Here is a 25,438-nt window from a genome sequence, read left to right as displayed (position 1 = left end):
CCCAGGTCGCGACCCGGCCGACATCCCCCTTGCTCGTTCATCCCGCCGCCTTCCCTCTCAGGTCTCTCAAACTGTCGATCACGGAGCCGACGTCGAACGGCGTCCAGCCGATCGACGCGACGCCGTCCCCCAAGACGCCCGCGACCACGGCCAGGACCAGCCCGGCCACGACCGCGAGGGCACACGCCGCCGTCACAGCCACCGTACGCGCGGGAAGCAGGGATGCGAGCGTTCTCTTGATTTGTCTGCTTGGTCCCTCAACGCCGGGCCCGGCGCACAGCGCCCAGAGCGCGACCGCCGCACCCCAGCTCAGCGCGGTCGTCAGCGGCATCGAGTCGACCAGCACGGTGAGCAGCAGCGTCACCGGCAGACCGAGCACGAGCGCGTACGGCACGAGCGCCAGCGTGATGCCCACCGACCTCAGCAGCGCGCCCGGCTCGGCCAGCACCCTGACGACGTCGGCCGCAGCCTCGGCAGCCGGTCTGCGCGCGTTCAGACGGGGCTGGGCGATGTCGGCCGCGCGCAGCAGCACGGCGACGGGGATCGCGAGCGCGGCGACCACGACGGGCGCCACGACGGCCACGCCCACCATGATGGCGGCCAGCATCGCGGCCGCCACGCCGTACGCCTTGGACGACCGCTGGGGCGCGCCGGGCCACGCCGGACGGCCGTCGGCCGAGGGCGGGGTGAAGCGCGTGCGCGGCGGCTGCTCCGCGGGCCGCTGCGGCGGGTACGGCGGAGCGTGGGCGGCCTCGTCGCGCCGGTCCTGCCGGGGTGCCGCCTGGGCGGGGTAGGGAGCCGGGAGGTCATCGCGCGGACCGGGCGCCGCGCCGGTGGAGCGGTGGTATTCGGCGGGCAGCTCCTCCGGCCGCACCCGCAGCGTGGGCACATCGCCTTCCTGCGGGGGCGGGACACGGCGGGCCGACGCGTGAGAGCCGGCCGGCGGGGCGCCCGGGCCCCCCGGCGCGCGCCCCTCAGCGGGACGGCCGGGCCCGGGGGTCCCCGACATGGAGTGCTTGGCGGGGTCCCAGGTGCCGGAGGACACCTGGCGCAGCTCGTCCGTGGTGACCCTGCGGGTCGGCCACGGGTCGCCGTCCTCCGGCGCGTCGGTGTCCGCGCCCGGTCCTGCGCCCGGTCCTGCCCCCGGTCCGGCGGCGGGGCCGGTCACCGGACCTGTCGCCGGGCCGGTCACCCGCCCTGCCGCCGGTCCCGCGGACGGGCCGGTGCTCCGGATCGCGCCCGGGTCGCCGAGGAGGGAGACGTAGTGGCGATCTCCCGTGGCCGGCATGCCGGGCTGCGCGTCGTGCCGTACTGCCGCCGGCGGAACGGCGTGGGCCTCCTGGCCGGGGCCGGCGCCCGGGCCGATGACCCGGGGGGTCGGAATGTCGGCGCCGTCGGCGTCGGGCCGGCGGACGGCCTGGAACTCGGGCACCGTCGTGATCTCGTCGGGCACGCGGACGCCGCCCGGTCGGGGCGGCGTCGGACGGGGAAGCAGGCGCGCGGTGTATTCGGTGAGATCATCCGCCCGGGGGCGTTTTTTAGGGTCTCGCTGGAGCGCGGCGCGTAGCAGGGGCCGGAGGACCGGCGGGGCCGCGTCCACGTTGGCCTTGCCCGCCGTGATGTTGTAGAAGATCATCTCCAGCGTGCCCCTGCCGAACGGCGGCTGGCCGCTGGCCGCGTAAAGAAGCGTGCCCGCCCACGCGTGCACGTCGACCTCGGGCCCCGCCTCCTGGCCTTCGATGATCTCCGGCGCGAGGTAGCCGGGGGTGCCGATGAACATGCCGGTCTGGGTGAGCCGGGTGGCGTCCACGCCCTGGGCGATGCCGAAGTCGATGAGGACGGGCGACCCGGAGAGGATCAGTACGTTGCCCGGTTTGAGGTCGCGGTGGATCACTCCCACGGAGTGCACGGCGGCCAGCGCGGCGGCCACCCCGTGGGCGACCTTGACCAGACCCGGCAGGTCGAGGGGGCCGTCCTGCTTCACGACGTCGTCGAGGGACTTCCCGGGGACATAGCGGGTGACGATGTACGGCCGTTGGCCGGTGACATCGGCGTCGATCACCTCGGCGATGTGCTCGCTGCGCACGCGCCTGAGGGTCTCGACCTCGCGGGCGAGCCTTCGGCGCGCGAGGTCGTCGCCCGCGACCTCGGGGCGCAGCACCTTGACGGCCACCTCGCGGCCCTGCGGGTCGGTGGCGAGATGGACGACGCCCATGCCGCCTTCGCCGAGTCGTCTGAGCAGCTTGTAAGGCCCGAGCTGGTCGTCCTGATTCATGGCATGCAGCACCATACCGGCTTGAACACCGCCAATTTTCCAACCACCCGTGAGACGAGCCACTTGGCCATGTGGAGCACCTTTCACCCCGGTTCGCGAGCCCGGACCGCGAAGCCGACCGGCGACCCGACACGACCTTCACCATCCCGTCGCGTCACACCGCCGGCGCTTGGTGGGCGGGGACGGGCGTCTCCCACTCCCCACCCGCATAACGTTCGGCCGAACACCAACGGTTTCCCAAACCCGGGTCGACTTCAACCCTGGGAATTCACAAGGTCGTTCACAGGGACAGAGCGAGCACCTCCGCCGCCTTCAGCCCCGCGAGCGCCTCTCCCGACACCGCCAGCTTCGACCTGCGCACCCCGCTGCCGATGATCACGCGAGGGTGGGAGGCGACCGCCGTGTCCACCAGCACCGGCCACCCCTCGGGCAGGCCGACCGGCGTGATGCCGCCGTATTCCATCCCGGTCAGCTCGACGGCGTCGGCCATCGGCGCGAACGACGTCTTCCTCGCGTCGAGACGCTTGCGCACCACGCCGTTGATGTCGGCCCGCCGGTCCGCCATGACCAGGCACGCGGCATAGCGCAGCTCGCCGCCGCGCTTGGCCGTCACCACCACGCAGTTGGCCGATTCCTCAAGCGCCACACCGTAACGTTCGCAGAACTCGACGGTGTCCGACAGGGCAGGGTCGATCTCGGCGACCGCGGCCTCGATGCCCAGCTCGTGTACGGCCTGCGCCACGGGAGCGGCGAGCAGATCGGGGCGGTCGAGCGCGGGGACCCACTCAAGTGCGCCGAGGGTCAAGGGAATTCACCTTCCACCGGTATCCACATCGTTGTGCACCCCGCACCCAGCGGGGATGTCCGATCCTACGTCCGCGCGGCGCTACGCCGGCTCGGCGAGAACCCGTTGGTGAAGCTCGGTGACCACCTTGCGCGCCGACTCCATGGCCCCGGCCTGCCAGGCGATGAGGCGGGTCAGCCAGTCCCCGGCGAAATAGACGCGGCCCGCCGGCCGCTGGAGCAGGTCGTACGGCGCGCCGCGCGACGGCCACACCATCCACGCGCCCTCGATGTGGGGCTGCCTGCGCCATTCGAGCGACACGCTCGACAGGAGGTCGGAGCGGTACTTCTCACCGTGGATCTTCTTGCCCTGGGTGAGGGCCCTGCGCCGACGCTCGTCGTGGGTGAGGGCGGCGTAGACGTCGGCGTGCTCTGCGACGGCGTAGTAGCCGACGACCAGGCCGCGCTGCCCGTGGTAGCCGTACGAGGGATACCAGATGTGGGTGATGTCGAGGTCGGTCTCGGTGGCGCCGCCGTAGATGTGGTCGTCCAGCTCCCACCAGCGGCGGCCGTACTCCAGGGCGAGCTTGCCCGCCGACATGGGCTGGGGGACGCGCAGGGCGTCGGTGACGGGCGTGCCGAGGTTGTGCGGGATGCGGGCCATCAGATGCGGTGGGAGCGTGGCAACGCAGTAGTCGCCGGTCACCGTGCCGCCGGCGTACCCCACCTCGACGCCGTCGGCGCGGCCGGTGATCCGGGTCACGCGGGTTCCGAGCTTGATCCGGTGCTCGCCGACGGCCTCGGCCAGCGCTCGGGTGATGGCGTCCATGCCACCGACCGGCTGGAACATCGGCGCCGCCTGCTCGAAGCCGAAGTCCATGGTGACGGCACGGCCGACGCCCGCCGAGAGCACCGTGGACAGCGGGTCGGGACCGGGCAGCGGGGCGCCCGGCTCGATCCCGGGCGGTTTGTCGAAACCCCGGCGGGGCGACCCCCGGTAGTCATACGTGTCGCCGATGTCGCCGAACTCGGACAGGAACTCCAGGAGCCGTTCCCTGTCGTCCTTGGTCAGGCGGCGGTCGAGGGCGCCCGCGTCGGTGGCCTTGGCGAGCAGTTCGGCGATGTAGCCGTACATGTCCGCGCGGACGGTGCGGGTGCGGGCGGGGGCCCGCATGTCGCCCGTGTAGACGTAGGCCGAGGCGTTGCTGTTGACGAACGTCTCGATCGGCACGCCGAGTTCGCGGCAGTAGTCGAGGGTGACCATCCATGTGGCGATCCGCGCCGCTCCGGCGTTGAAGTAGACGCCGTCCCCGAACTTCGCCGTCTGGGCGGCGCCGTTCAGCTCGGGGAGCGTGTCGCCGCCGCGCAGCGTCAGGACGCGCCCGCCGATCCGGTCGGCGGCCTCCAGGACCACGCAGTCGTAGCCCGCCTTGCCGAGTTCGTAGGCGGCAGTCAGCCCGGCCACCCCGGCCCCGATCACGACGACCCTCGCCGCTCCCCTGCCGCGCAGGCTGAAGTCGCCCGGCCGGGGAGGGGTGAAGGCGCGGGTCTCGTGGGAGACGGGCGCCAGCCCGAGGGCGCCCATGGCGGCGAACATCGCCGCCGCGCCCCCCGCGGCCCCGACACCGACCAGCAGCGAGCGCCGGCTCAGCCGTTCACCCATCGGCCGCTTCCCCCGCCGTACCCGCTGCCGTACCCGCTGCCGTGCCTGACGCCGCGCCCGCCGCTGTGCCGCACGTCTGGCCCCACGTCTCGACCTTGCGCGCCTCGTCCTCATTCATGAAGCCGACCTCCAGCGCCATGTAGTCCTCGATGCGCTTGCGCCACCGCGCCGGGATCTCGGCGACGGCGGGGCGGTAGCAGCGCTCCAGCCAGCCGACCGACTTGGGCGTGGCACGCAGGTGTTCGGCGGCCTTGGCGAAGGGGCCCTTCTGGATGCCGGGCACCCAGGCGCAGCCGTACTCGATCATCTCCTGGCCGCCGTACGGAGGGGGCTCCTGCCACTTCCTGGCGACGGGACGCTTGGCGGTGACCGTGGTGTCGAGGGGGCGGCGTTCGACCGCCGCCTGGATCAGCTCCTTGTAGAGGCATTTCCCGCAGGTGCCGCAGGGGGCGCCGCGGCTGCCCCGCAGGCACCAGCGGACCTGGTCGGCGAGCTTGGAGTCGAGCGCGATCCGCATGGTCACCGCCTCGCTCACGCCGCCCATGGGCAGGACGATGGAGAGGCCGGCCGCCTCGAACAGCCGCCCCCATGCGCCGTGCGGGGCCCACATGGGGTTGTCGGGGGTGTAGCGCAGGATGTAGCGGTCGCCGCCGAGCCAGCGTGAGCCCAGCTCGTAGCCGAAGGCGAGTCCGCCGAGGTCCATCTCGTCGGCGAGGAGCAGGGCTCCTGCGGCGACGGCGTGGTGTTCGGGATAGCCGGGCCGCGGCTCGGCGAGGGTGAACTCCAGGTCCGACCGCACGACGGTGAGGTCGCGTCCGGTCTCGGCCGCCAGGTCGGCCAGCACGTCGGCGCGGTAGTGGGTCCAGCGGTTGGGGATGCGGGGGTGCGAGACCCGTTGGAAGTGGATGAACGGCGCCTCCTCCAGCAGTTCGGCCACCGCCACGGAGTCGGCCCCGCCGCTGTAGGAGATGGCGAGCCGCCCACCGCGCCGGGGCGTGCCGGCCGTCGGGCCCGCCTCCACGCCCCAACCGCCGGCGAAGGCCATGGCCAGCTCGGGCGAGATCGGCCGGTCGAACCGCAGCCGCCGCCGCGTCCAGGGCGCGATGACCGTCCAGGCGGCGGTGGCGAGCAGGTCGGGGTGGGGCTCGGGGATCTCACGCGGCAGCCGTACCTCGCACGTGTTGGTGGCGAGCGCCACGGGCTGCCCGTCGGTGACGGTGCCGACGATGGCGTCCTCGCGGTCGAGGCGGAACGCGAGCCTCCAGGTGGCGCCGTCCCGCGTCCATCTCACGCGCATCGGGTGGCCCCTCCGCTGTCCGGGAGGGGGAACGCGTCTCCGGCGACCGCGTCCACGGCCTGCCACAGCAGCACCTCGTTCTGCAGGACCCGGTCCAGGGACGACGCCGTCTCCTTGGTGAGCCGCTCCACCTCGATGACACGTGACACGAGCTCGGGGCTCGGCACGGCCTCGGCGAGCTTTGTCCGCAGCTGTTCGACCTCACGGCGGAGTTCGGCGACCTCGCGCCGGACCACCTGGATCTCCCAGAGGGAGTCCTTGATGTCGTTGCGGTGGTCGACCTTGGAGACATAGCGCGCATCGAAGCGGGCGACCATGGGGCGTCTCAGCCAACGCGGCACCAGCAGACGGAGAACGGACCGGACCATGGAAAGCCACGATAGTGGCTAATCCCCTTAATTCTCCCGGCTCCGGTTCACCTACCTAAAACCACCACATGTCATAGCACGTCCCTACCGAAATCCGCACGCGGCGACGCCCCCTGGCGCATGCGTCCGACGCCGCCCGGCACCGTCCCGCACTCAGGCCATAAGTCCCAAAACACCCAAAACGCAAATAGCGCCGTTTATAGCTCGAAAAACAGCACCGGCCCCTCGACACCGACCCCCACCCGGTCTCCCGGCCGGTGCGGCACGTCACCCCGGGTGCGAGCCCTGATCACCACGCCGTTGTCGAGCGCCACCGTCAGCGCCGCGTCGTGCCCGAAGAACTCGACCCGCTCCACCAGCCCCGCCACTCCCGCCTCCGGCGGGGTGACCACGAACTGCTCGGGACGTACGGCGACACGCCCCCGGCCGCCGCCTCCCCCGGACCGCAGCGGCAGGCTGCCGAGCGCGCACGACGCCACACCGCGCTCGGCGGACGCGTCGAGCACCACCGCCTCCCCCACGAAGGTGGCGACGCCGAGGTCGTGCGGCGCCGCGTAGACCGACGCCGGGTCGCCCTTCTGCACGATGAGCCCCTCCCGCATGACCGCGACCGTGTCGGCCATCGACATGGCCTCCTCCTGGTCGTGGGTGACCAGGACGGCGGTGGCGTCGGCCTTCTTCAACGCGTCCCGCACGTCTTCGCGGACGCTCACCCGCAGGGAACGGTCCAGCGCGTTGAACGGCTCGTCGAGCAGCACCACACCCGGCCTCGGAGCCAGCGCGCGGGCCAGCGCGACCCGCTGCTGCTGCCCACCGGACAGCTCATGCGGCATGCGCTCCCCGTATCCCGACAGCCCCACCAGGTTCAGGCACTCAGCCACCCGTTCGTCGCGCCGCCCGCCGCGCGGCAGGCCGAACGCGACGTTGCGCGCCACCGTGAGGTGCGGGAACAGCGCCGCCTCCTGCGGCACGATGCCGATCCTGCGCCGCTCCGGCGGCAGCCCGGTCACATCCACACCGCCGATGGCCACGGTGCCGGCGTCGGCGCTCTCGAACCCCGCCACGATGCGCAGCAAGGTCGTCTTGCCGCACCCGGAGGGGCCGAGCACCGCGGCCAGTTCGCCGTCGGCGACGCTGAGGGACGCCCCGGCGAGCACCCGCGTGCCACCGAACTCCTTCGACACCCCGTCGACCTTCAGTCTCAAGCGTCCTCCCTGGTCGAACGGTGGCCGAGCACGAACCCCGGCACTGCGGCCACCAGCATCAGCAGCGCCGCATAAGGCGCGGCGGCGCCGTACGCCCCGGAACCGGTCTCGGTCCAGAGCCGGGTGGCGAGGGTCTCCATGCCGGTCGGCCGCAGCAGCAGCGTCGCGGGCAGTTCCTTCATCGCGGTGAGGAAGACCAACGCCCCGCCGGCCAGCACACCCGGCAGCGCCAGCGGCAGCGTCACCTCCCGCATGACCGCGAGCGGGCCGCGTCCGAGCGAGCGGGCGACCTCCTCCACAACGGGCGGTGCTTGCAGCACCGACGCCCGCACCGCGCCCACCGCCGCAGGGAGGAACAGTACGGCGTAAGCCAGCACGAGCATCGGCCACCGCTGGTAGAGCGGGTAGGCGTAGCGCACCCCGAAGAACACCAGCGACAGCGCGATCACGATGCCGGGAAGCGCGTGTCCCACGTAGGTGGACTGTTCGAGGAAGGACGCCGTCCTGCCCCGGTGACGCGCGGCGATGACGCCGACCGGCACGGCGAGAGCCGTACTCACCAGAGCGCCCGCCGCCGACATGGACAGCGTCGCGCCGAAGGCGCTGAACAGCTCGGCTGGACGCAGCTCAGCCGAGGCGCCGTCCAGCAGCCAGTAGCAGATCGCCGCGAAGGGGAACCCGACCGCCGCCACGGCGACGGAGGTGGACCACGCGAGCCCCGCGACCCGCGCGGCGGGGCGCAGCGCCACCACGCGCCGCCGCCGGGCCGGCGCTCCGCGCGTGGCATAGGAGGCCCGGCCGCGCGACCGGGCCTCCGCGACCACGATCGCGGACGTGACGACCACCAGCAGCAGGCCGAGCACCGCGGCGGGCGTGCGGTCGAACCCGGCCCGGTAGGAGGTGTAGATCTGTGTGGTGAACACGTCGAAGCGCATGATGGCGACGGCCCCGAACTCCGCCAGCACATACATCGCCACGAGCAGGCCCCCGGCCGCGACCGAGGGCCGGAGCTGCCGCAGCACGACCGACATCCGGCCGCGTCCCAGCGAGAGCGCGACCTCCTCCATCGCGGGGTCGAGGCGGGCGAGGGCCGCGGCGGCGGGCAGATAGACGTACGGATAGCTCACCAGCGTGAGCACCATCACCGACCCCCAGAAACCCGACAGGTCCGGGAGGGCGGCGACCCACGTGTAGGCCGCGACATACGACGGCACCGCCAGCGGCAGCGCGGCGAGCACGCCGAAGACACGGCGGCCCGGCAGGTCCGTACGGACGACCAGCCAGGCGAGCGACACGCCGATCACCACGCAGAGCAGCGTGACGACGGCGGCCAGACCGAGACTGCGCACCGCGAGTTCCAACGTGCGGGCCCGCCACAGCGTCTCGGCGACCACCCCGAGACCGCCCTCCGCCGCCCGCACCACGAGGTAGACGATCGGGAGCAGCGACACCAGAGCCGCAAAAACCGCGGGGACGAGCAGCACACGGGGAACCCGCCGAGGCGCGCCGCCCCGACGGGTTCTCCCTCTCGGTGGTGCAGTGCGGACCATCTAGACGAGCCCAACCTCTTTCAGCAGGGTCAGGGTCTGCTCCAGCGAGTCGAGCTTGGACAGGTCCAGGTCCGGGCCCTTGATCGAGTCGAGGGCGGGCAGGCCGGGGGCCGTGGCGACCCCCTCGACCAGCGGGTATTCCTTGGTCTCGTCGGCGAAGTACTTCTGCGCCTCGGTCCCGAGCATGAACTCGGCCGCCTTCTGCGCGGCGGCGCCGTGCTTGGACGCCTTGAGCACGCTCACGCCCGCCACATTGACCAGCGCGCCGGGATCGCCCTCAGCCGGGAAGGAGAGCTTGGACGGCACGCCCGCCTCGCCCTTCTCCGCGACCTTCTCGTACCAGTAGTAGTGGTTGATAAGCCCGGCGGACACCTTGCCCTCGTCAACCGCATTGAGGATGTTGCCGTTGTTGGAGAACGTCTGGGTGCCGTTGGCCTTCATGTCCTCCAGCCACTTGCGCGCCTTGTCCTCACCGGAGACCAGCCGGAGCGCGGTGACGAAGGACTGGAACGAGGCGTTGGTGGGAGCCCAGCCCACCTTGTCTTTGTACTTCGGATCGGTGAGGTCGAACACGCTCTTCGGCGGGTCCTGCACCGTGCGGGGGTCGTAGACGATCACGCGGGCGCGTCCGGAGACCCCGATCCACGTGCCGTCGGCGCTGCGGTACTTCTCGGGGACGCGGTCGAGCAGGGGCTGCGGAAGCGGAGCGAGCACGCCCGCCTTCGACAGCGCGCCGAGAGCGCCGGCGTCCTGCGAGAAGAAGAGGTCGGCCCGGGTGCGCTCGCCCTCCTCCAGGATCTGGGCCGCGAGTTCGGCGCTGTCGCCGTACCTCACCTGCACGTCGAGCCCGGTCGCGGTCTTCAGCTTGTCGATCAGAGGACCGACGAGGTTCTCGTTGCGGCCCGAGTAGATGACGAGGGAGGCGTCCTCGAACTTCTCCGGATCCTCGCTGCTCGTAGGCGCGGCGGCAGGCTCGCCGCCGCCGCAGGCGGTGGCGAGCAGTGCCAGCGGGATGATGGCAGCGGCGATCAGCCTGCGCACTGACATGGATTTCCTCACTCTTTGGTGTCGCGTCGGGGGGTGGAGTCGCGGCCCCGGGCAACCGGCGAGATCATCGGCGATCTCTAGCTCAGACCTGGCTTTCTAGGCCGCTGGTAAAGATAGCCTAACCTCACACAACGCAGACTCCCACCCCCCTGTTTCAATGACACGGGGTTTCAACGACACCAGGCTTCAACACCGGCAGCCCGCCACTCGGCCTGGCCGGCCAACCAGCTCCGCCGACTTCCTGAGCACCGGCCGCCAAGGATGGCCGACCCCCGAAGCAGTCGGCCACCCCGCCCACCCCGGCCCGTTCCCATTCGGGACCCGCCCACCCCCGGAGCGCGAGGGGGCGCCGGTGTCTGGACTGAGGAGCTCCGGGAGCGAAGGGACCGGAGCGACGAGGGAAGACACCGGGTAAGAGCCCCCTCGCCGCGACGCGCAGCGTCGCCATCAACGCAGCGTGCCGTTGGTCATTCCTGCGGGCTCCTCGGGAAGGGTGACGAGGCCGAGTTCGGCGGGTGAGGCCATGAGCGGGTGGCGGGGTACGACGCGGACGGTGTAGCCGAAGGCGCCGGTGCGGTCGAGGGGGACGGTGCCCCGGTAGAAGGCTTTGCCGTCGTCGGCGACTTCGGCGGCGGCGAGGACGGCGTAGTCGGGGGCCGCGAGTTCGTCGTGAGGTCCGACGCGGCCGTAGGCCACTTGGACGGCGACGTCGTCGGGCTGGAGTTCGCCGAGGGCGATGGTGGCGCGGAGGTCGAGGGCGGTGCCCACCTCGGGCGTGTCGCCGACGCCTGAGGTTTCGACGTGTTCGACTCTGACGCCGGGCCAGGCGCGGCTGACCTTGAGTTTCCAGGCGGCGAAGGCCCTGGCTTGGGCGTGGCCGTCGGCGCCGAGGGCGCGTGCGGATCTGGCGGCCGGGGTGTAGAGGTCGTCGACGTAGTCGCGGAGCATGCGTCCGGCGAGCACCTTGGGGCCGAGGGAGGTCAGGGTGTGTTTGACCATTTCGAGCCAGCGCCGGGGAAGGCCGTCGGCGGCGCGGTCGTAGAAGCGGTCGGCGACCTCGATCTGGATCAGGTCGTAGAGCGCCTGGGCTTCGAGGTGGTCGCGCCGGTCGGGGTCGTCGACGCCGTCGGCGGTGGGGATCGCCCAGCCGTTGGTGCCGTCGTACCACTCGTCCCACCAGCCGTCCTTGATGGACAGGTTGAGTCCGCCGTTGAGGGCGGCCTTCATGCCGGACGTGCCGCACGCCTCCAGGGGGCGCAGCGGGTTGTTCATCCACACGTCGCAGCCTTGGACGAGCAGTTGGCCGAGCGTCATGTCGTAGTCGGGCAGGAAGACGATGCGGTGCCGTACGTCCTCCATGTCCGCAAATTTCACGATCTGCTGGATGAGCTTCTTGCCGCCTTCGTCCGCCGGGTGCGCCTTGCCCGCGATGACGATCTGCACGGGGCGCTCGGGGTCGAGCAGGAGCTCGCGCAGCCGTTCGGGGTCGCTGAGCATGAGGGTGAGCCGCTTGTAGGACGGCACCCGCCGGGCGAAGCCGATGGTCAGGACGTCGGGGTCGAGCACCTCGTCGACCCACCCGAGCTCGGCCGCCGAAACGCCGCGGTCGCGCCACGACGTGCGGAGCCTCCTCCTCGCCGCCTCGACCAGACGGCGGCGCAGCCGGCCCCGGATCGACCAGATGTCGGCGTCGGAGATGCGCTGGATGCCCTCCCAGCCCTGGGACCGGTCCACGAGGGCCGGCAGCTCGCGTCCGGCGAGCTCCATGATCTCGCGGCCCACCCACGTGGGGGCGTGCACGCCGTTGGTGATGGACCCGATCGGCACCTCGGCCATGTCGAAGCCCGGCCACAGGCCCTGGAACATCTCCCGGCTGACCTCGCCGTGCAGCTCGGAGACGCCGTTGACGCGCTGCGCCAGGCGCATGCCCATGACGGCCATGTTGAACACGGCCTTCTCCCCCTCAAGCCCGTCGGGCTCGGCGCCGAGGGCGAGGATGCGGTCGACCGGGACGGTCGGCCAGGCGTTGGAGCCGCCGAACTGGCGCTCGATCATGTCGGCGGGGAAGCGGTCGATGCCCGCGGGGACCGGCGTGTGGGTGGTGAACACCGTGCCGGCGCGTACGGCCTCAAGGGCCTCGTCGAAGGACAGCCGAGCCTCGGTGAGTTCGCGGATGCGCTCGATGCCGAGGAACCCGGCGTGGCCCTCGTTGGTGTGGAAGACCTCGGGCTCGGGATGTCCGGTGACGCGGCAGTAGGCGCGGATGGCCCGGACCCCTCCGACGCCGAGGAGGAGTTCCTGCAGGAGCCGGTGGTCACCGCCTCCGCCGTACAACCGGTCGGTGACGTCGCGGGCGAGCGTGTCGTTGTCGGCGACGTCGGAGTCGAGCAGCAGCAGCGGCACCCGCCCGACCTGGAGCACCCAGATCTGGGCGTGGAGGGTGCGCCCCTCGGGCAGCGCGATGTGGACCCGCGCGGGGACACCGGCCTCGTCTTTCAGAAGGGTGAGCGGCAGGCCGCCCGGGTCGAGGCTCGGGTAGTGCTCAAGCTGCCAGCCCTCGGGCGACAGCGACTGGGTGAAGTATCCGTGGCGGTAGAGCAGTCCGACGGCGAGGATCGGCACGCCGAGGTCGCTCGCCGCCTTCAGGTGGTCGCCGGCGAGGATGCCGAGCCCGCCGGAGTATTGCGGCAGGGCCGCGGCGATGCCGTATTCCGGGGAGAAATAGGCGATGGCCTGCGGCGTGTCGGACTGGGATTGATACCACCTCGGGGCGGTCATGTATTCGCGCAGGTCGTCGGCCGCGTCGGCGAGACGCCGCAGGAAGCGGCGGTCGGCGGCCAGCTCGCGAAGACGGCCGGCCTCCACGGCCCCGAGCAGCGCCACCGGGTCGTGGCCGACCCGCTCCCAGACGACGGGATCGACCTCGGCGAAGAGGTCCGTGGTCTCGGGATGCCATGACCAGCGAAGATTGTGAACCAGTTCGCCGAGTGCGGCGAGTTGCGGGGGGAGAACGGTTCGGACGGTGAACCTGCGGATTGCTCTCACGGTGCCAGACCCTATTTTCTCAGCGCCACGTAGCGCGACCGAAACACTCCTGTCGGTATCCCAGCTCTTGTCAGCTCAACATCATGAGCTTCCCCCTCACCACCGGCGACGCCGTTCAAACGCCGCACGGCCAATGTTCGCTTCCCCGTGACGCGGACGACGCCGGCGCGGCCCACGATCGTGTACGGCACGGGCCCGCGCGGGCACGTCCCGAGAACTGCATCTTCCCGGCGACCGCACTTCCTCAACATTGGTTCACCTGAGTCTCATGGGTTGGCGTGGGAAAAGACAGACTTGAGCAGAACGCCTCTGACTCTTTCCTCAGCGGCGCATGAAGAGCCACTATGGGGGCACCTCCTTTCTGTGTACCAAACCCATCAAACCTTTGCGTACCGAGGCCGGCAGGCCCGCGGACGTCGTACAACAGTCCTCCATATAGAGCCGTGGGCCGGTGGTCGTCCACCACCGGACGACGTGTCCGCCCATCGGGGTGGACGTCTCCCCTAAGGTCGGGTCCGGAACCGCGAACCGGACGTTCACGACAGGTGGGGAAAACTCGGCGAGTCTCCTTGCACCTGCGAGGATCTCGGCATGCTGCGCGCCGTCAGACGCCATGATGTGCTGCACCGAGTCTTTCCGTCGTCGGCAGCGGCATGATCGACCCACGGGATGACAGGCTCCTGCCTGGGAAGGCTCCCTCCCGTGACCGAGAACGCGCGGCCGGAGAACCACCACCGGCCGGCTACAAACCACTTGAAAAAGTAAAAGCTTCTTCCCAACTCACATTCCGGCGGCACCGGGTGTGCCGTCGCTACCTTGAAATGCGATGATCGGACGAATCCCCATTCAGGACATCCACCCCGTCGTCGACTGCGGGCAGCGCCCCGCTAAGGCGGCGGCCGGTGAGACCTTCGAGATCGGCGCCACCGTTTTCCGCGAAGGCCACGACGCGGTCGCGGCGGGAGTCGTGCTGACCGATCCCGAGGGCATGCGCAGCCCGCTGCTGCGCATGCGCGAGCAGGCGCCCGGCACGGACCGGTGGGGCGTTTCGGTGTCGCTGCCCACCGAGGGCGAGTGGCATTTCCGCGTCGAGGCGTGGGGCGACCCCCTGGCCACGTGGCTGCACGACGCGGGCATCAAGATCCCCCGCGGCATCGACGCCGAGCTGATGTGCGAGGAGGGCGCCCGGCTGTTCGAGCGGGCGGCGAAAGCCGTACGGCCCGCCGACTGCCGCGCGTCGGACCGCTTCCGGATGCCCGCGGTCACCTCGGACGAGGACGTCGCGGCGGAGCCGGACGAGGCCGCGGCGGAGGCGCCGCCCGAGACCGGGACGTGCGGGCACCGGGCCGCGCTGCAGGCGGTCGCGGCCCGGCTGCGTGACGACGACCTCGACCCGAGGGCGCGGCTGTCGCTGGCCCAGCTGCCCGAGACCGCGGCGCTGCTCGCCGCGCATCCGCTGCGCGACCTGGTGACGAGGTCGGGCCGGCACCGGATCGCGGTGTCGAGGCGGCGGGCGCTGTTCGGGTCCTGGTATGAGCTCTTTCCGCGTTCGGAGGGCGCGGTCGTCGAGGCGGGTCCCGACGGTTCGGTCTCCGACGCCACCACGTCAGGGAACTTCAGAACGGCGGCGCGGCGTCTTCCGGCGGTCGCCGCGATGGGCTTCGACGTGGTCTACCTGCCGCCGATCCACCCCATCGGCCACGCCTACCGCAAGGGCCGGAACAACACGTTGCAGGCCGAGCAGGGCGATCCCGGCTCACCGTGGGCGATCGGCTCGGAGTTCGGCGGCCACGACGCCGTCCACCCGGACCTCGGGTCGGTCGAGGATTTCTCCGCCTTCGTGGCCCGCGCCCGTGAGCTGGGCATGGAGATCGCGCTCGACCTGGCCCTGCAGTGCTCCCCCGACCACCCCTGGGTCAAGGAGCATCCGGAGTGGTTCAACGTCAGGGCCGACGGCAGCATCGCCTACGCGGAGAACCCACCGAAGAAATACCAGGACATCTACCCCCTGAACTTCGACAAGGACCCGGAAGGCATCTTCGCCGAGGTCAAGCGGGTGATCCTGTACTGGATGGACCTCGGGGTGCGCATCTTCCGCGTCGACAACCCCCACACCAAGCCGGTGGTGTTCTGGGAGCGGATGCTCGGGGAGATCCACGCGACCGACCCCGACGTGCTGTTCCTGGCCGAGGCGTTCACCCGCCCGGCGATGATGCAGACGCTGGCCAAGGTGGGCTTCGACCAGTCGTACACCTACTTCACCTGGAAGAACAGCCGGGACGAGCTGGAGGAGTACCTCAGGGAGCTATCCCAAGATACCGCGCACTTCCTTCGTCCCAACCTGTTCGTCAACACGCCCGACATCCTTCACGAATACCTCCAGCATGGAGGCCGGCCAGCCTTTGAGATTCGTGCTGTTCTGGCGGCATTGCTGTCGCCTACGTGGGGTGTCTACGCTGGCTATGAGTTGTTCGAAAATGTCCCGGTTCGCCCGGGTAGCGAAGAGTACCTAGATAGCGAGAAATATCAGTATAAACCTCGCGACTGGGTAGCCGCCGAGCGAGAAGGGCGCAGTCTCGCGCCCCTCCTCACTCAGTTGAATTTGTTCAGAAGAGCGCACCCAGCACTCCAGGAATTGCGTAACCTACGGTTCCATCACGTCGACCGGCCGGAGCTCGTCTGCTTCTCGAAGAGGCTCCCCGGCGCCTACAACACGGCCACACAAAGGCACGGACTAGGCGATGTGGTGCTGGCTGTCGTCAATCTCGATCCACACAACACCCGCGAGGCGACGGTAAGCCTGGACCTCCCCGCTCTCGGTCTCGACTGGCACGCGGAATTCGTCGTCGACGACGAACTCTCCGGCGAGTCGTACCGCTGGCGCCAGTCCAACTATGTGCGTCTCGACCCCTTCATCCACCCGGCTCACATCTTCACGGTGCGCCGATAGAACGAACTCGAACAGGGGGGAGTCCGAAAGGTGAGCTCGATACCTCAGCCCGTTCCAGACACCTTCACGCACGAGACGCCGCGCGACCCTTACTGGTATAAGCGCGCCGTCTTCTACGAGGTGCTCATCCGAGGTTTCTCCGATTCCAACGGAGACGGAACGGGCGACATCCGCGGGCTGATCGCCAAGCTCGACTATCTGCAGTGGCTCGGCGTGGACTGCCTGTGGCTCCTGCCGCTTTACCAGTCCCCCCTCCGGGACGGCGGCTATGACATCGCCGACTTCACAAAGATCCTCCCCGATTTCGGTGACCTCGGGGACTTCGTGAAACTCGTCGACGAGGCCCACCGCCGGGGCATGCGCGTCATCGCCGACCTGGTCATGAACCACACCAGTGACCAGCACCCGTGGTTCCAGGCGTCGCGACAGGACCCGACGGGGCCGTTCGGCGACTTCTACGTGTGGTCCGACAGCGACGAGATCTACAAGGACGCGCGCATCATCTTCGTCGACACGGAGACGTCGAACTGGACCCTCGATCCGGTGCGCGGGCAGTACTACTGGCACCGCTTCTTCCATCACCAGCCGGACCTGAACTACGAGAACCCGGCGGTGCAGGATGCAATGCTGGAGGTGCTGCGCTTCTGGCTGGACCTCGGCATCGACGGGTTCCGGCTCGACGCGGTGCCGTACCTCTTCGAGCAGGACGGCACGAACTGCGAGAACCTCCCGCGCACCCACGAATACCTGAAGCGGGTGCGCGCGGAGGTCGACAGGCTCTATCCCGACCGGGTGCTGCTCGCCGAGGCCAACCAGTGGCCGGCCGACGTCGCCGAATACTTCGGCGATCCGATGACCGGCGGCGACGAGTGCCACATGGCCTTCCACTTCCCGCTCATGCCGCGCATCTTCATGGCGGTACGGCGGGAGTCCCGGTATCCCATCTCCGAGATCATGGCCCAGACGCCGAAGCTCCCGGAGAACTGCCAGTGGGGCATCTTCCTCCGCAACCACGACGAGCTGACGCTTGAAATGGTGACCGACGAAGAGCGCGACTACATGTACGCCGAATACGCCAAGGACCCGCGCATGCGGGCCAATGTCGGCATCCGGCGGCGTCTGGCCCCCCTGCTGGAGAACGACCGCAACCAGATCGAGCTGTTCACCGCACTGCTGCTGTCGCTGCCCGGCTCGCCGGTGCTCTACTACGGCGACGAGATCGGGATGGGCGACAACATCTGGCTGGGAGACCGTGACGGGGTGCGCACTCCGATGCAGTGGACGCCCGACCGCAACGCGGGCTTCTCCGAGTGCGACCCCGGCCGGCTGTACCTGCCGGTGATCATGGACCCCATCTACGGCTACCAGGCGATCAACGTCGAGTCGCAGCAGAAGAACGCGGGCTCGCTGCTGCACTGGACCAGGCGCATGATCGAGATCCGCAAGCGCCATCCGGTGTTCGGCCTCGGCGACTACATCGAGCTCAACTCGTCGAACCCGAGCGTGCTCGCCTACGTGCGTGAGCTCGGGGACGACCGTGTGCTCTGCGTCAACAATCTCTCAAGGTTCCCCCAGCCTGTGGAGCTGGATCTACGGAGATTCGAAGGGGTCACCCCAGTGGAGACCATGGGCGGTGTACCTTTCCCCCCAGTTGGTGAACTTCCGTATCTTTTGACGCTTCCTGGGCATGGTTTCTACTGGTTCACCCTGCCACCCGCCACTGAGGAGGCGTGAGACGTGCTTGAAGAGCTCCTTGCCGGATGGATCCCCCGACAACGGTGGTTCGCCGGCAAGGGGCGTTCCATCGACGCCGTGCGCGTCGAATCCGACCTTGTCCTGATCTCCGGGGATCCATCGCTGCGGCATGTCATCGTCGAAGTACGGCAAGGCGACACATCCGACCGCTACCAACTCCTGATCGGTGCGCGCCGCGAGCTGCCGCAACGCCTCAGACACGTGCTGATCGGGCACGCCGGGGTCGACTATTACGACGCCGCCCACGACGCCGACCTCACCGGCAGGCTCCTCACCGGGATGGCCCGGGGCGAGACCATCGGCCGGCTGCGGTTTCGCCACGTCGAGGGGGCGGTCATCGACCCCGACCTGCGCAGCCTGGTGCTCGGCGCCGAGCAGTCCAACACCTCCCTGATCTACGGGGAGGACTACATCTGCAAGCTGTTCCGCCGCCTCATCCCCGGTGTCAACCCCGAGCTGGAGATCGTCACCGCGCTGGCGTCGCGGGGCGCCCCTCACATCGCCACGCCGTACGGTTGGATCGAAACAGACCTCGACGGGGAGAACACCACGCTGGCGTTCCTCCAGGAATACCTGGCGACCGCGAACGACGGCTGGGCGCTGGCGCTCACCAGCGTCCGCGACTTCTATGCCTCGCTGCCCGAGATCGGCGCCGACGAGGCCGGCGGCGACTTCGCCGCCGAGGCCGAACGCCTGGGCACGGCCACCGCGCGCATCCACGTCGAGCTCGCCGCGGCCTTCCCCACCGATGTCGTGGAGCCGCCCGAGGTCAAGCACATGGTCGAGGGGTTCCGCCGCAGGCTCGCCCGGGCCATCCAGGAGGTGCCGGAGCTCGCCGACTACACCGACATCGCCGAGGATGCGTACGACCGGCTGGCCGCGACCGCGCGGGAGATCCCCGTTCAGAGGGTGCACGGCGACTACCACCTCGGGCAGGTCATGCGGACGACCACCGACTGGGTCATCCTGGACTTCGAAGGCGAGCCCGGTCAGCCTCTCGCGGAACGGCGGGCCCTGTCCTCTCCTCTGCGCGACGTCGCCGGGATGCTGCGCTCGTTCGACTACGCCGCCCGGCATCTGCTCGCCGGACACCCCGAGGCCGACCGGCTCGAATCCCGCGCCACCGAGTGGTCGGCCCGCAACCGGACGGCCTTCATGAGCGGCTACGTGGCGGGCGGAGGGCGCCTGACCCCGGACGACGCCATCCTGCTTCGGGCGCTGGAGCTGAGCAAGGCCGTCTACGAGGTGGTCTACGAGGCGCGCCACCGTCCGACCTGGGTGTCGATCCCCCTCGCCGCGTTCCGCGACACGAAGGCGTGACCGAGGCGGCACCCCTCCCCCGCGCTGACGCTCCCCTCGCTGCGGAATACTCCACCAAGATCTTTAATTGGCGCGTTCCGGAAACGATGGGTTGAACGGCGGATCTCGGGCAGGGTTAGGACATGTCCCAGGAGCGACAGCTGAACTCTGAACTCGACAGGCTTGCCGGGGGAGCACATCACGACCCCCACTCCATTCTGGGCGCCCATCCGGGGCCACAGGGTGTCACCATCAGGACTCTCCGCCCGCTGGCGGAGAAGGTGCAGGTCGTGACCGACGACGCGGTGCACGACCTGGAGCATGTGGCCCATGGAGTGTTCGAGGCGACGCTGCCGGGGCTGGACAAGGTGCCCGCGTATGAGTTCCGGGTGACGTATGCCGGGCTTCCGCCGTACACGATGTCCGACCCCTACCGGCATTGGCCGACGCTGAGCGAGGTGGACCTCCACCTCATCGGCGAGGGTCGGCACGAGCGGCTCTGGGAGGTGCTGGGCGCCCGGGCCGTGCGGCATGAGGACGTGGAGGGTACGGCTTTCGCCGTGTGGGCGCCGAACGCCCGCGGTATCCGCGTCGTCGGGGATTTCAACAGTTGGGATGGCGTGGGGCATCCGATGCGTTCGCTGGGGCGTTCGGGGGTCTGGGAGCTGTTCGTGCCCGGTGTCGGCTCCGGGGAGCGGTACAAGTACGCCATCCTCGGTGTGGACGGGATCTGGCGCACGAAGGCCGACCCGATGGCGCGCCGCACGGAGTGCCCGCCGGCGACGGCGTCGGTGGTGGACCGCTCCGAGTACGCCTGGCGGGACGCGGACTGGATGGCGCGGCGGGCGGGCGGCGACCCGCTGGCCGAGCCGATGAGCGTCTACGAGGTACACCTGGGGTCGTGGCGGCCGGGGCTGACGTACCGGCAGCTCGCGGTGGAACTCGTCGACTACGTCCGCGAGCTGGGCTTCACCCACGTGGAGTTCCTCCCTATCGCCGAGCATCCGTTCGGCGGTTCGTGGGGCTACCAGGTCACCTCGTACTACGCGCCCACCGCGCGCTTCGGAACGCCCGACGACTTCCGCCACCTGGTGGACACGCTCCACCGGGCCGGCATCGGGGTGCTGCTCGACTGGGTGCCAGCCCACTTCCCGATGGACGACTGGGCGCTCGCGCGCTTCGACGGCACACCGCTGTACGAGCACGCCGACCCCTCCAAGGGCGAGCACCCCGACTGGGGCACCTACGTGTTCGACTTCGGCCGCAGGGAGGTGCGCAACTTCCTGGTGGCCAACGCGCTCTACTGGCTGAAGGAGTTCCACATCGACGGGCTGCGGGTGGACGCGGTCGCCTCGATGCTCTATCTGGACTACTCGCGGCGCGAGGGCGAGTGGACGCCGAACGTCTTCGGCGGCAGGGAGAACCTCGACGCCGTCGAGTTCCTCAAGGAGATGAACGCGCTCTGCTACCGCGAGGAGCCCGGCATCGTGACGATCGCCGAGGAGTCGACCGCGTGGCCGGGGGTCTCCCGCCCGGTCCACCTCGGCGGCCTGGGCTTCGGCTTCAAGTGGAACATGGGGTGGATGCACGACTCGCTTGCCTATCTCCGGCATGAACCGGTCTACCGGCAGTACCACCACCATCAGGTGACCTTCTCGCTGATGTACGCCTTCACCGAGAATTTCGTGCTCCCGCTGTCCCACGACGAGGTGGTCCACGGCAAGGGGTCGCTCGTGGGCAAGATGCCGGGCGACGAGTGGCAGCGTTTCGCGGGCCTGCGCGCGCTCCTCGCCTTCATGTGGGCGCACCCGGGCAAGCAGCTCCTGTTCATGGGCGGCGAGTTCGGCCAGGGCTCGGAGTGGTCGGAGGAGCACGGGCTCGACTGGTGGGTGCTCGACTTCGACGTCCACCAGGGCGTGCGGCGGCTGGTGCGCGACCTCAACCGGGTGTACGGCGAGAGCCCGGCGCTCTGGCAGCGCGACTTCACGCCGGACGGGTTCCGCTGGATCGACGCCGACGACGCGGCGGGCAACGTGCTGTCGTTCCTGCGCTACGGCGACGACGGCTCGGTGCTGGCGTGCGTGGTCAACTTCTCCGGGGCACCGTACGAGGACTACCACCTCGGGCTGCCGCTTCCTGGGCACTGGGACGAGGTGGTGAACACCGACGCCTACGACTACGCGGGGAGCGGCGTGGGCAACCTGGGGGCGGTGGAGGCGGTGGCGGAGGAACGGCACGCCTTGCCGTACTCCGTGAAGCTGCGGGTGCCGCCGCTCGGCGCGCTGTGGCTGCGCCCGGCGGAACCCGAGCCTTCCTCGGAGTAAGCGCGCGGCCAGCGGATTCTGATCATGGGTCGTTTACCTGCGTCAGGTCTGCTCCCAAAAGGTGCTGTCGGAAATGCTGAAGATCAGCGAGTTCTCGGTCGGCTACACGATCGCTGAGACCCGGCAGTTGTTCATCGAGCACGGAATCACCATCCCGACCACTGCGCTCCGGTTCACCGCAGTGGAGGCGGTACGGACCTATCTGAACAGCGGGCGGCTTTCCGGCGTCGAGCGGATCAACCTTTCCGAGCAGCCGTCCGACCCGTTCCTGACGGGATGGATCGGCCGGAACTGCACCACATGCTTGCACTGGCTCAGGCGGCGCGCATCCATTGCGGCTTAGCATTCAGTTCTCTGTCGTCGGGATCTCATGCCCTGGCGGTCGCGTCCTGGCGGCACGTACCGAGCTCCGCTGTTGGTCGGCCAGGCTGTCTGAGACAGATCCACGCCTTCTTCCGCAGCGGATCAGCAGAGCAGGTGCTTGACACGGCCGCGCCGTGGACCAGCCCGTGCCTGCCGCGGGGTTATGAACTGAGGAATGTCGCTTAGGCGGGGAGAGTCAATCGCATTAAGTATCGGGAAGGATCCGTTCCGATGATTGACTCCCTGCCTAACTGCTACAAACATGATCGAGGAAAGTAGTCGAACCTTCCGAGAAATTGGTTCGTCCAACTCTTCATTCTATTTTAAGTAGCTATTCGCCCGCCGGTTAATATTGAACGTCAGGCCTGTGCCTTCGCGGCCCGTTTCGGGAATCAATCAATACCTACTGCAGCTATTCACTCTCAGATGGCGACTAGATATAGACTAGCTAGTCGCGACTCCTATAAATCAGGCTCTTTTTGGGAAAATCCGGGTTGCCGGACCCGGGTTACGGGTCCTGGTGGTATCGCGCGCCCCTTAGCCAATCCGTCTCACTGCAGTGCAGCCTCACACTGGATGTGGTACACCCGCGCCAACTGTGCTGCTTGGGCAGCGCACTACGGTTGGCGTTATCCCTATTGGAAGCAGCTCCCTACAGGAATCTGGGTGGTCGGCATCTATCACGACCACTGCACAATGTCTCCAGATCGCCCCTCCCGATTTAAATTTGATTTTCGCCATCCATGTGACATGCATGACTACGGCTACGGCCTGATCGGGAACACATATAAACCATATGTTTATTACCTGGATCGGCACCGTAAGGTCGATGTCGATGTAACTTTCTATGTAACTTTACGCGACAAGACCTGCCCCGCTTATGGCGGTCGATGGCTAGGGCAAAGGATTTCCACCATCTGTAAGCGATGGGCGTATATCTATCGAACGGGTGTTCGTACCGGAAATCCCAAGAATGGTGCAGATGCAACAACACCCTGAGCTTTACATCGTCTTATAGTCCAACTTAGACCTAAGCGCTCACGAAGCAGGGCGCAAACGTTCCCGGAATGTCCTAGTTTGCAGGTGGGCCGGGTGGCGCTTCCGTCAACGCCACGAGCGCCATCCGCTCCACTTCAATTTAGTGTGTTCTCATAAAATAACCGCCACAGGGAGACCATGTCCTGGTTTCGGAATGTATTTAAGGGGCGCAGGTACGGAAGAAGGGCGGCTTGGATTGCTGGCACTTATATCTTCGTAGTTCTCGGTACGGCCGGGTATGCGCAGTACGTTTCGTATACCCAGGGGGCTCCTATTGGCGGGACTGTGATATTAATCGTCCTCACCCTGCCGGCATCAGTGCTGATCTTGATTCCGCTATGGCTTGGGGTGCTGGAGGATTTCCTTCAAGGAGGGGTTCTGATCGCAGCGCTGGCGGGGTGTGGCCTATTCCAAGCATGGGTGATCTGGAGATTACTGCGTGGACCGCGGTACCTCAGATGAAATTGCTCGGATGGTGCGAAATAGCTTCTGGAAGGCGTGGGGACCGGGTGGAGTCGTCACCTGGTCCCTATAGCCTCACAAGATGCAATCAGGTGGATTGTTTATTTGTTCACGTTCTTGCCGAGGAACGTGGCGGAGGTGCGGAGCTGGGTAGACTTGGCGGTCCGGTTCAGGCGGTGTTTCTCGGTGGAGGCCAGCGCCTGCTTCAGCGTCGTTGAGCCCTTGACCTTGGTGCCGGAGTTGTGGACGCCGTGGGCCCAGTTGAGCCAGCCCGCCAGAAGCTCACGGTCGAGCGCGGCCCTGGCCGAGGTCGACCTGGGCTTGAGCACGCGGTACGCCTTGGCGATCGTCCCGGCCTTCACGACCTCGGTGAACACCTTGCTCCCGTTAGACGTCAGAGCCAGGTAGCAGCGCAGGGTGGAGTCCGACAGCCTGCCGCTGCTCTTGGAGAACTCGCGGGCCCAGGCGGCGGCGCTCAGCGGCTTGGCACCCTTGCCGCGCTTGCACACCTTCGGCAGCGGCATGGGGATGCCGGGGGTGTCGATGAACGTCGGCTCGGGCGACGGCTCGACGGTCGGGGTGGACGTCGGGGACGCGGTGGGGGAGGGGGTCGGCGTCGGGGTCGCGGGCGGCGGAATCGCGGCGGCGAGGTTGATCCGCGGCGTGGTCACCGAGGGCACGCCGTTCGCGATCGGCTTGCCGGTGGCCTTCAGCTTCTCCAGGAGCTGCGCCACGGGCGCGGTCGGGTTGACCTCACGCAGCAGCGCGAACGCGCCCGCCACGTGCGGGGCCGCCATCGAGGTACCGCCCATGACGCCATACCCGTTGCCCGGGACCGACGCCAGGATGTTCACGCCGGGGGCGAACAGGTCGAGCAGCTTGCCCTGGTTGGAGAACTCGGCCACACCGTCGGCCTCGTTCGTGGCGCCGACGGCCACCGCGGTCGACAGGCACGCGGGCGAGCTGATAGCGCCGGTGTCGCCTCTGTTGCCAGCGGCGATGACCGTGGCCACGCCGCTGTTCCACAGCGTCTGGATCGCATCCCTGACCGGTGCGAGGTCCACCTCGCCGTCGCAGTGCTCGGTATAGAGGTAGCCCCCGAGGCTCATGTTCACCGCGGCGATCTTGTGGGAGACCGCGATGGTCGCGAGGTGGTCGAGCGCGCGCTTCTGGTCGGAGTCGTAGGACAGCACGCAGGGCGCAGTCTCGCCCTGTTCGACGCAGATGTTCCCGTCGAAGCGGGTGAACACCTGCGAGGCGATGATGCCCGCCCCCGGTGCGACGCCGTTGCCGGGGGCGCCCTCGGCGCCCTGGGTCGGCTTCTTACCCGCCGCGATGCCGGCGACGTGGGTGCCGTGGTCGCAGAGGTTCACCTGCCCGCTCTTGCACAGCGCCGTCTCGGCGTTGGCCGCGCCCTCGCCAACCTGAGTGTCGGCCCCGTTCGGGCATAGCGACTTGGCCTGGTAGTACGGGTCAGGGTCGTTGGTGGAGAAGCAGTTCTCCCCCGTGATGCGGCCGGTGAAGAACGGGTGGTCACGGTCAATGCCTGTGTCGATGACGGCGACGTTGTAGCCCGCGCCCGTGTAGCCGCTCTGGTGCACCTTGTCGGCGCCGATCACCTTGAGGCTGACGTCCAGGGAGGGCTTGCTCAAGCCGTCCTTGGTGATGGTGTCGATGCGTTTGTCGCTCTTCAGCGTGTTGAGCGTGCCCTGGTCGACCTCCACCACGAAGAAGCCGTCGGTCTTCTTCTTGGGCAGGACGTCGGTCTCCCGGGAGATCGCCTCAGCGTCGGAGGAAACCTCCTTGACGCTCTCGGTCTCGTTGACGGTGACGATGGCGCGGACCTTCTTGCCAGCCTTGACGTCCTGGACCAGTTCGGAGTCGACGACCGGAACGTCGGCGGGGGGCGCCGCCAGGGCGGTAGGGGAGCCGACCAGCCCGGCCGCCGCGGCGGCGAGCAGAGTCGAACCCGCGATAAGAGACCGTAGTCTCACGGTTCCTCCGGTAGGGGGGT

17 protein-coding genes are annotated in these 25,438 nt (G+C 68.8%); 7 read left to right on the top strand and 10 right to left on the bottom strand.

What is annotated here, in order from left to right:
- Positions 1-37 precede the first annotated feature (37 nt).
- The 9 genes from BLQ73_RS34195 to glgP all read right to left on the bottom strand — a co-directional run bounded on the left by BLQ73_RS34195 (position 38) and on the right by glgP (position 13,233).
- Positions 38-2,275, bottom strand: a complete 2,238-nt coding sequence (locus BLQ73_RS34195) for a serine/threonine-protein kinase (RefSeq protein WP_245691242.1) — start codon at positions 2,273-2,275, stop codon at positions 38-40.
- Positions 2,276-2,555: 280 nt separating this feature from the next.
- Positions 2,556-3,080: a YbaK/EbsC family protein gene (locus BLQ73_RS21455; RefSeq protein WP_093172653.1), complete on the bottom strand. Its 525-nt coding sequence runs from the start codon at positions 3,078-3,080 to the stop codon at positions 2,556-2,558.
- Positions 3,081-3,161: 81 nt separating this feature from the next.
- Positions 3,162-4,721, bottom strand: coding sequence for a flavin monoamine oxidase family protein (locus BLQ73_RS21450; RefSeq protein ID WP_093172651.1), 1,560 nt, complete (start codon positions 4,719-4,721; stop codon positions 3,162-3,164).
- Positions 4,714-6,018: a DUF6395 domain-containing protein gene (locus BLQ73_RS21445; protein WP_245691241.1), complete on the bottom strand. Its 1,305-nt coding sequence runs from the start codon at positions 6,016-6,018 to the stop codon at positions 4,714-4,716. Before BLQ73_RS21445 ends, BLQ73_RS21450 begins: the two co-directional genes overlap by 8 nt.
- Positions 6,009-6,386, bottom strand: a complete 378-nt coding sequence (locus BLQ73_RS21440; RefSeq protein ID WP_143020366.1) for a hypothetical protein — start codon at positions 6,384-6,386, stop codon at positions 6,009-6,011. Before BLQ73_RS21440 ends, BLQ73_RS21445 begins: the two co-directional genes overlap by 10 nt.
- A gap of 197 nt (positions 6,387-6,583) precedes the next feature.
- Positions 6,584-7,591, bottom strand: coding sequence for an ABC transporter ATP-binding protein (locus BLQ73_RS21435; RefSeq protein WP_093172647.1), 1,008 nt, complete (start codon positions 7,589-7,591; stop codon positions 6,584-6,586).
- Complete coding sequence (locus tag BLQ73_RS21430; RefSeq protein ID WP_245691240.1) at positions 7,588-9,075, bottom strand: ABC transporter permease; 1,488 nt, start codon at positions 9,073-9,075, stop codon at positions 7,588-7,590. Before BLQ73_RS21430 ends, BLQ73_RS21435 begins: the two co-directional genes overlap by 4 nt.
- A 66-nt stretch (positions 9,076-9,141) precedes the next feature.
- Positions 9,142-10,188: an iron ABC transporter substrate-binding protein gene (locus BLQ73_RS21425; RefSeq protein WP_093172643.1), complete on the bottom strand. Its 1,047-nt coding sequence runs from the start codon at positions 10,186-10,188 to the stop codon at positions 9,142-9,144.
- Positions 10,189-10,635: 447 nt separating this feature from the next.
- Entirely contained in the window at positions 10,636-13,233 is a 2,598-nt protein-coding gene (gene glgP / locus BLQ73_RS21420; RefSeq protein WP_093172641.1) for an alpha-glucan family phosphorylase, read from the bottom strand.
- Positions 13,234-14,059: 826 nt separating this feature from the next.
- Between glgP and BLQ73_RS21415 the strand changes: the two genes are divergently transcribed.
- The 7 genes from BLQ73_RS21415 to BLQ73_RS35060 all read left to right on the top strand — a co-directional run bounded on the left by BLQ73_RS21415 (position 14,060) and on the right by BLQ73_RS35060 (position 23,424).
- Positions 14,060-16,183: an alpha-1,4-glucan--maltose-1-phosphate maltosyltransferase gene (locus tag BLQ73_RS21415; protein WP_093172639.1), complete on the top strand. Its 2,124-nt coding sequence runs from the start codon at positions 14,060-14,062 to the stop codon at positions 16,181-16,183.
- 30 nt (positions 16,184-16,213) lie between these two features.
- Positions 16,214-17,917 (top strand): maltose alpha-D-glucosyltransferase, encoded by a 1,704-nt coding sequence (gene treS, locus BLQ73_RS21410; RefSeq protein WP_093172637.1) that lies wholly within the window; start codon positions 16,214-16,216, stop codon positions 17,915-17,917.
- 3 nt (positions 17,918-17,920) lie between these two features.
- A complete protein-coding gene (locus tag BLQ73_RS21405; RefSeq protein WP_093172635.1) occupies positions 17,921-19,258 on the top strand; it encodes a maltokinase N-terminal cap-like domain-containing protein in 1,338 nt (445 codons plus the stop codon).
- 122 nt (positions 19,259-19,380) lie between these two features.
- Positions 19,381-21,561 carry a 1,4-alpha-glucan branching protein GlgB gene (gene glgB / locus BLQ73_RS21400; RefSeq protein WP_093172633.1) on the top strand — a complete coding sequence of 727 codons (2,181 nt, stop codon included), beginning with the start codon at positions 19,381-19,383 and terminating at the stop codon, positions 21,559-21,561.
- 73 nt (positions 21,562-21,634) lie between these two features.
- Positions 21,635-21,904: a hypothetical protein gene (locus BLQ73_RS21395; RefSeq protein ID WP_093172631.1), complete on the top strand. Its 270-nt coding sequence runs from the start codon at positions 21,635-21,637 to the stop codon at positions 21,902-21,904.
- Between the two features lie 446 nt (positions 21,905-22,350).
- Complete coding sequence (locus BLQ73_RS35065) at positions 22,351-22,923, top strand: phospholipase A2 (RefSeq protein WP_093172629.1); 573 nt, start codon at positions 22,351-22,353, stop codon at positions 22,921-22,923.
- 177 nt (positions 22,924-23,100) lie between these two features.
- Positions 23,101-23,424 (top strand): SCO4225 family membrane protein, encoded by a 324-nt coding sequence (locus BLQ73_RS35060; RefSeq protein ID WP_420820028.1) that lies wholly within the window; start codon positions 23,101-23,103, stop codon positions 23,422-23,424.
- A 101-nt stretch (positions 23,425-23,525) separates the two neighbouring features.
- Here the strand turns inward: BLQ73_RS35060 and BLQ73_RS21385 are convergent, their stop codons facing one another.
- Positions 23,526-25,418 carry a S8 family peptidase gene (locus BLQ73_RS21385; protein ID WP_176955584.1) on the bottom strand — a complete coding sequence of 631 codons (1,893 nt, stop codon included), beginning with the start codon at positions 25,416-25,418 and terminating at the stop codon, positions 23,526-23,528.
- Positions 25,419-25,438 lie beyond the last annotated feature (20 nt).

This window comes from Sinosporangium album, from assembly GCF_900100605.1.
GTDB lineage: Bacteria > Actinomycetota > Actinomycetes > Streptosporangiales > Streptosporangiaceae > Sinosporangium > Sinosporangium album.
Note: the sequence above shows the minus strand (reverse complement) of the source record. Positions and strands in the feature narration are given on the sequence as shown.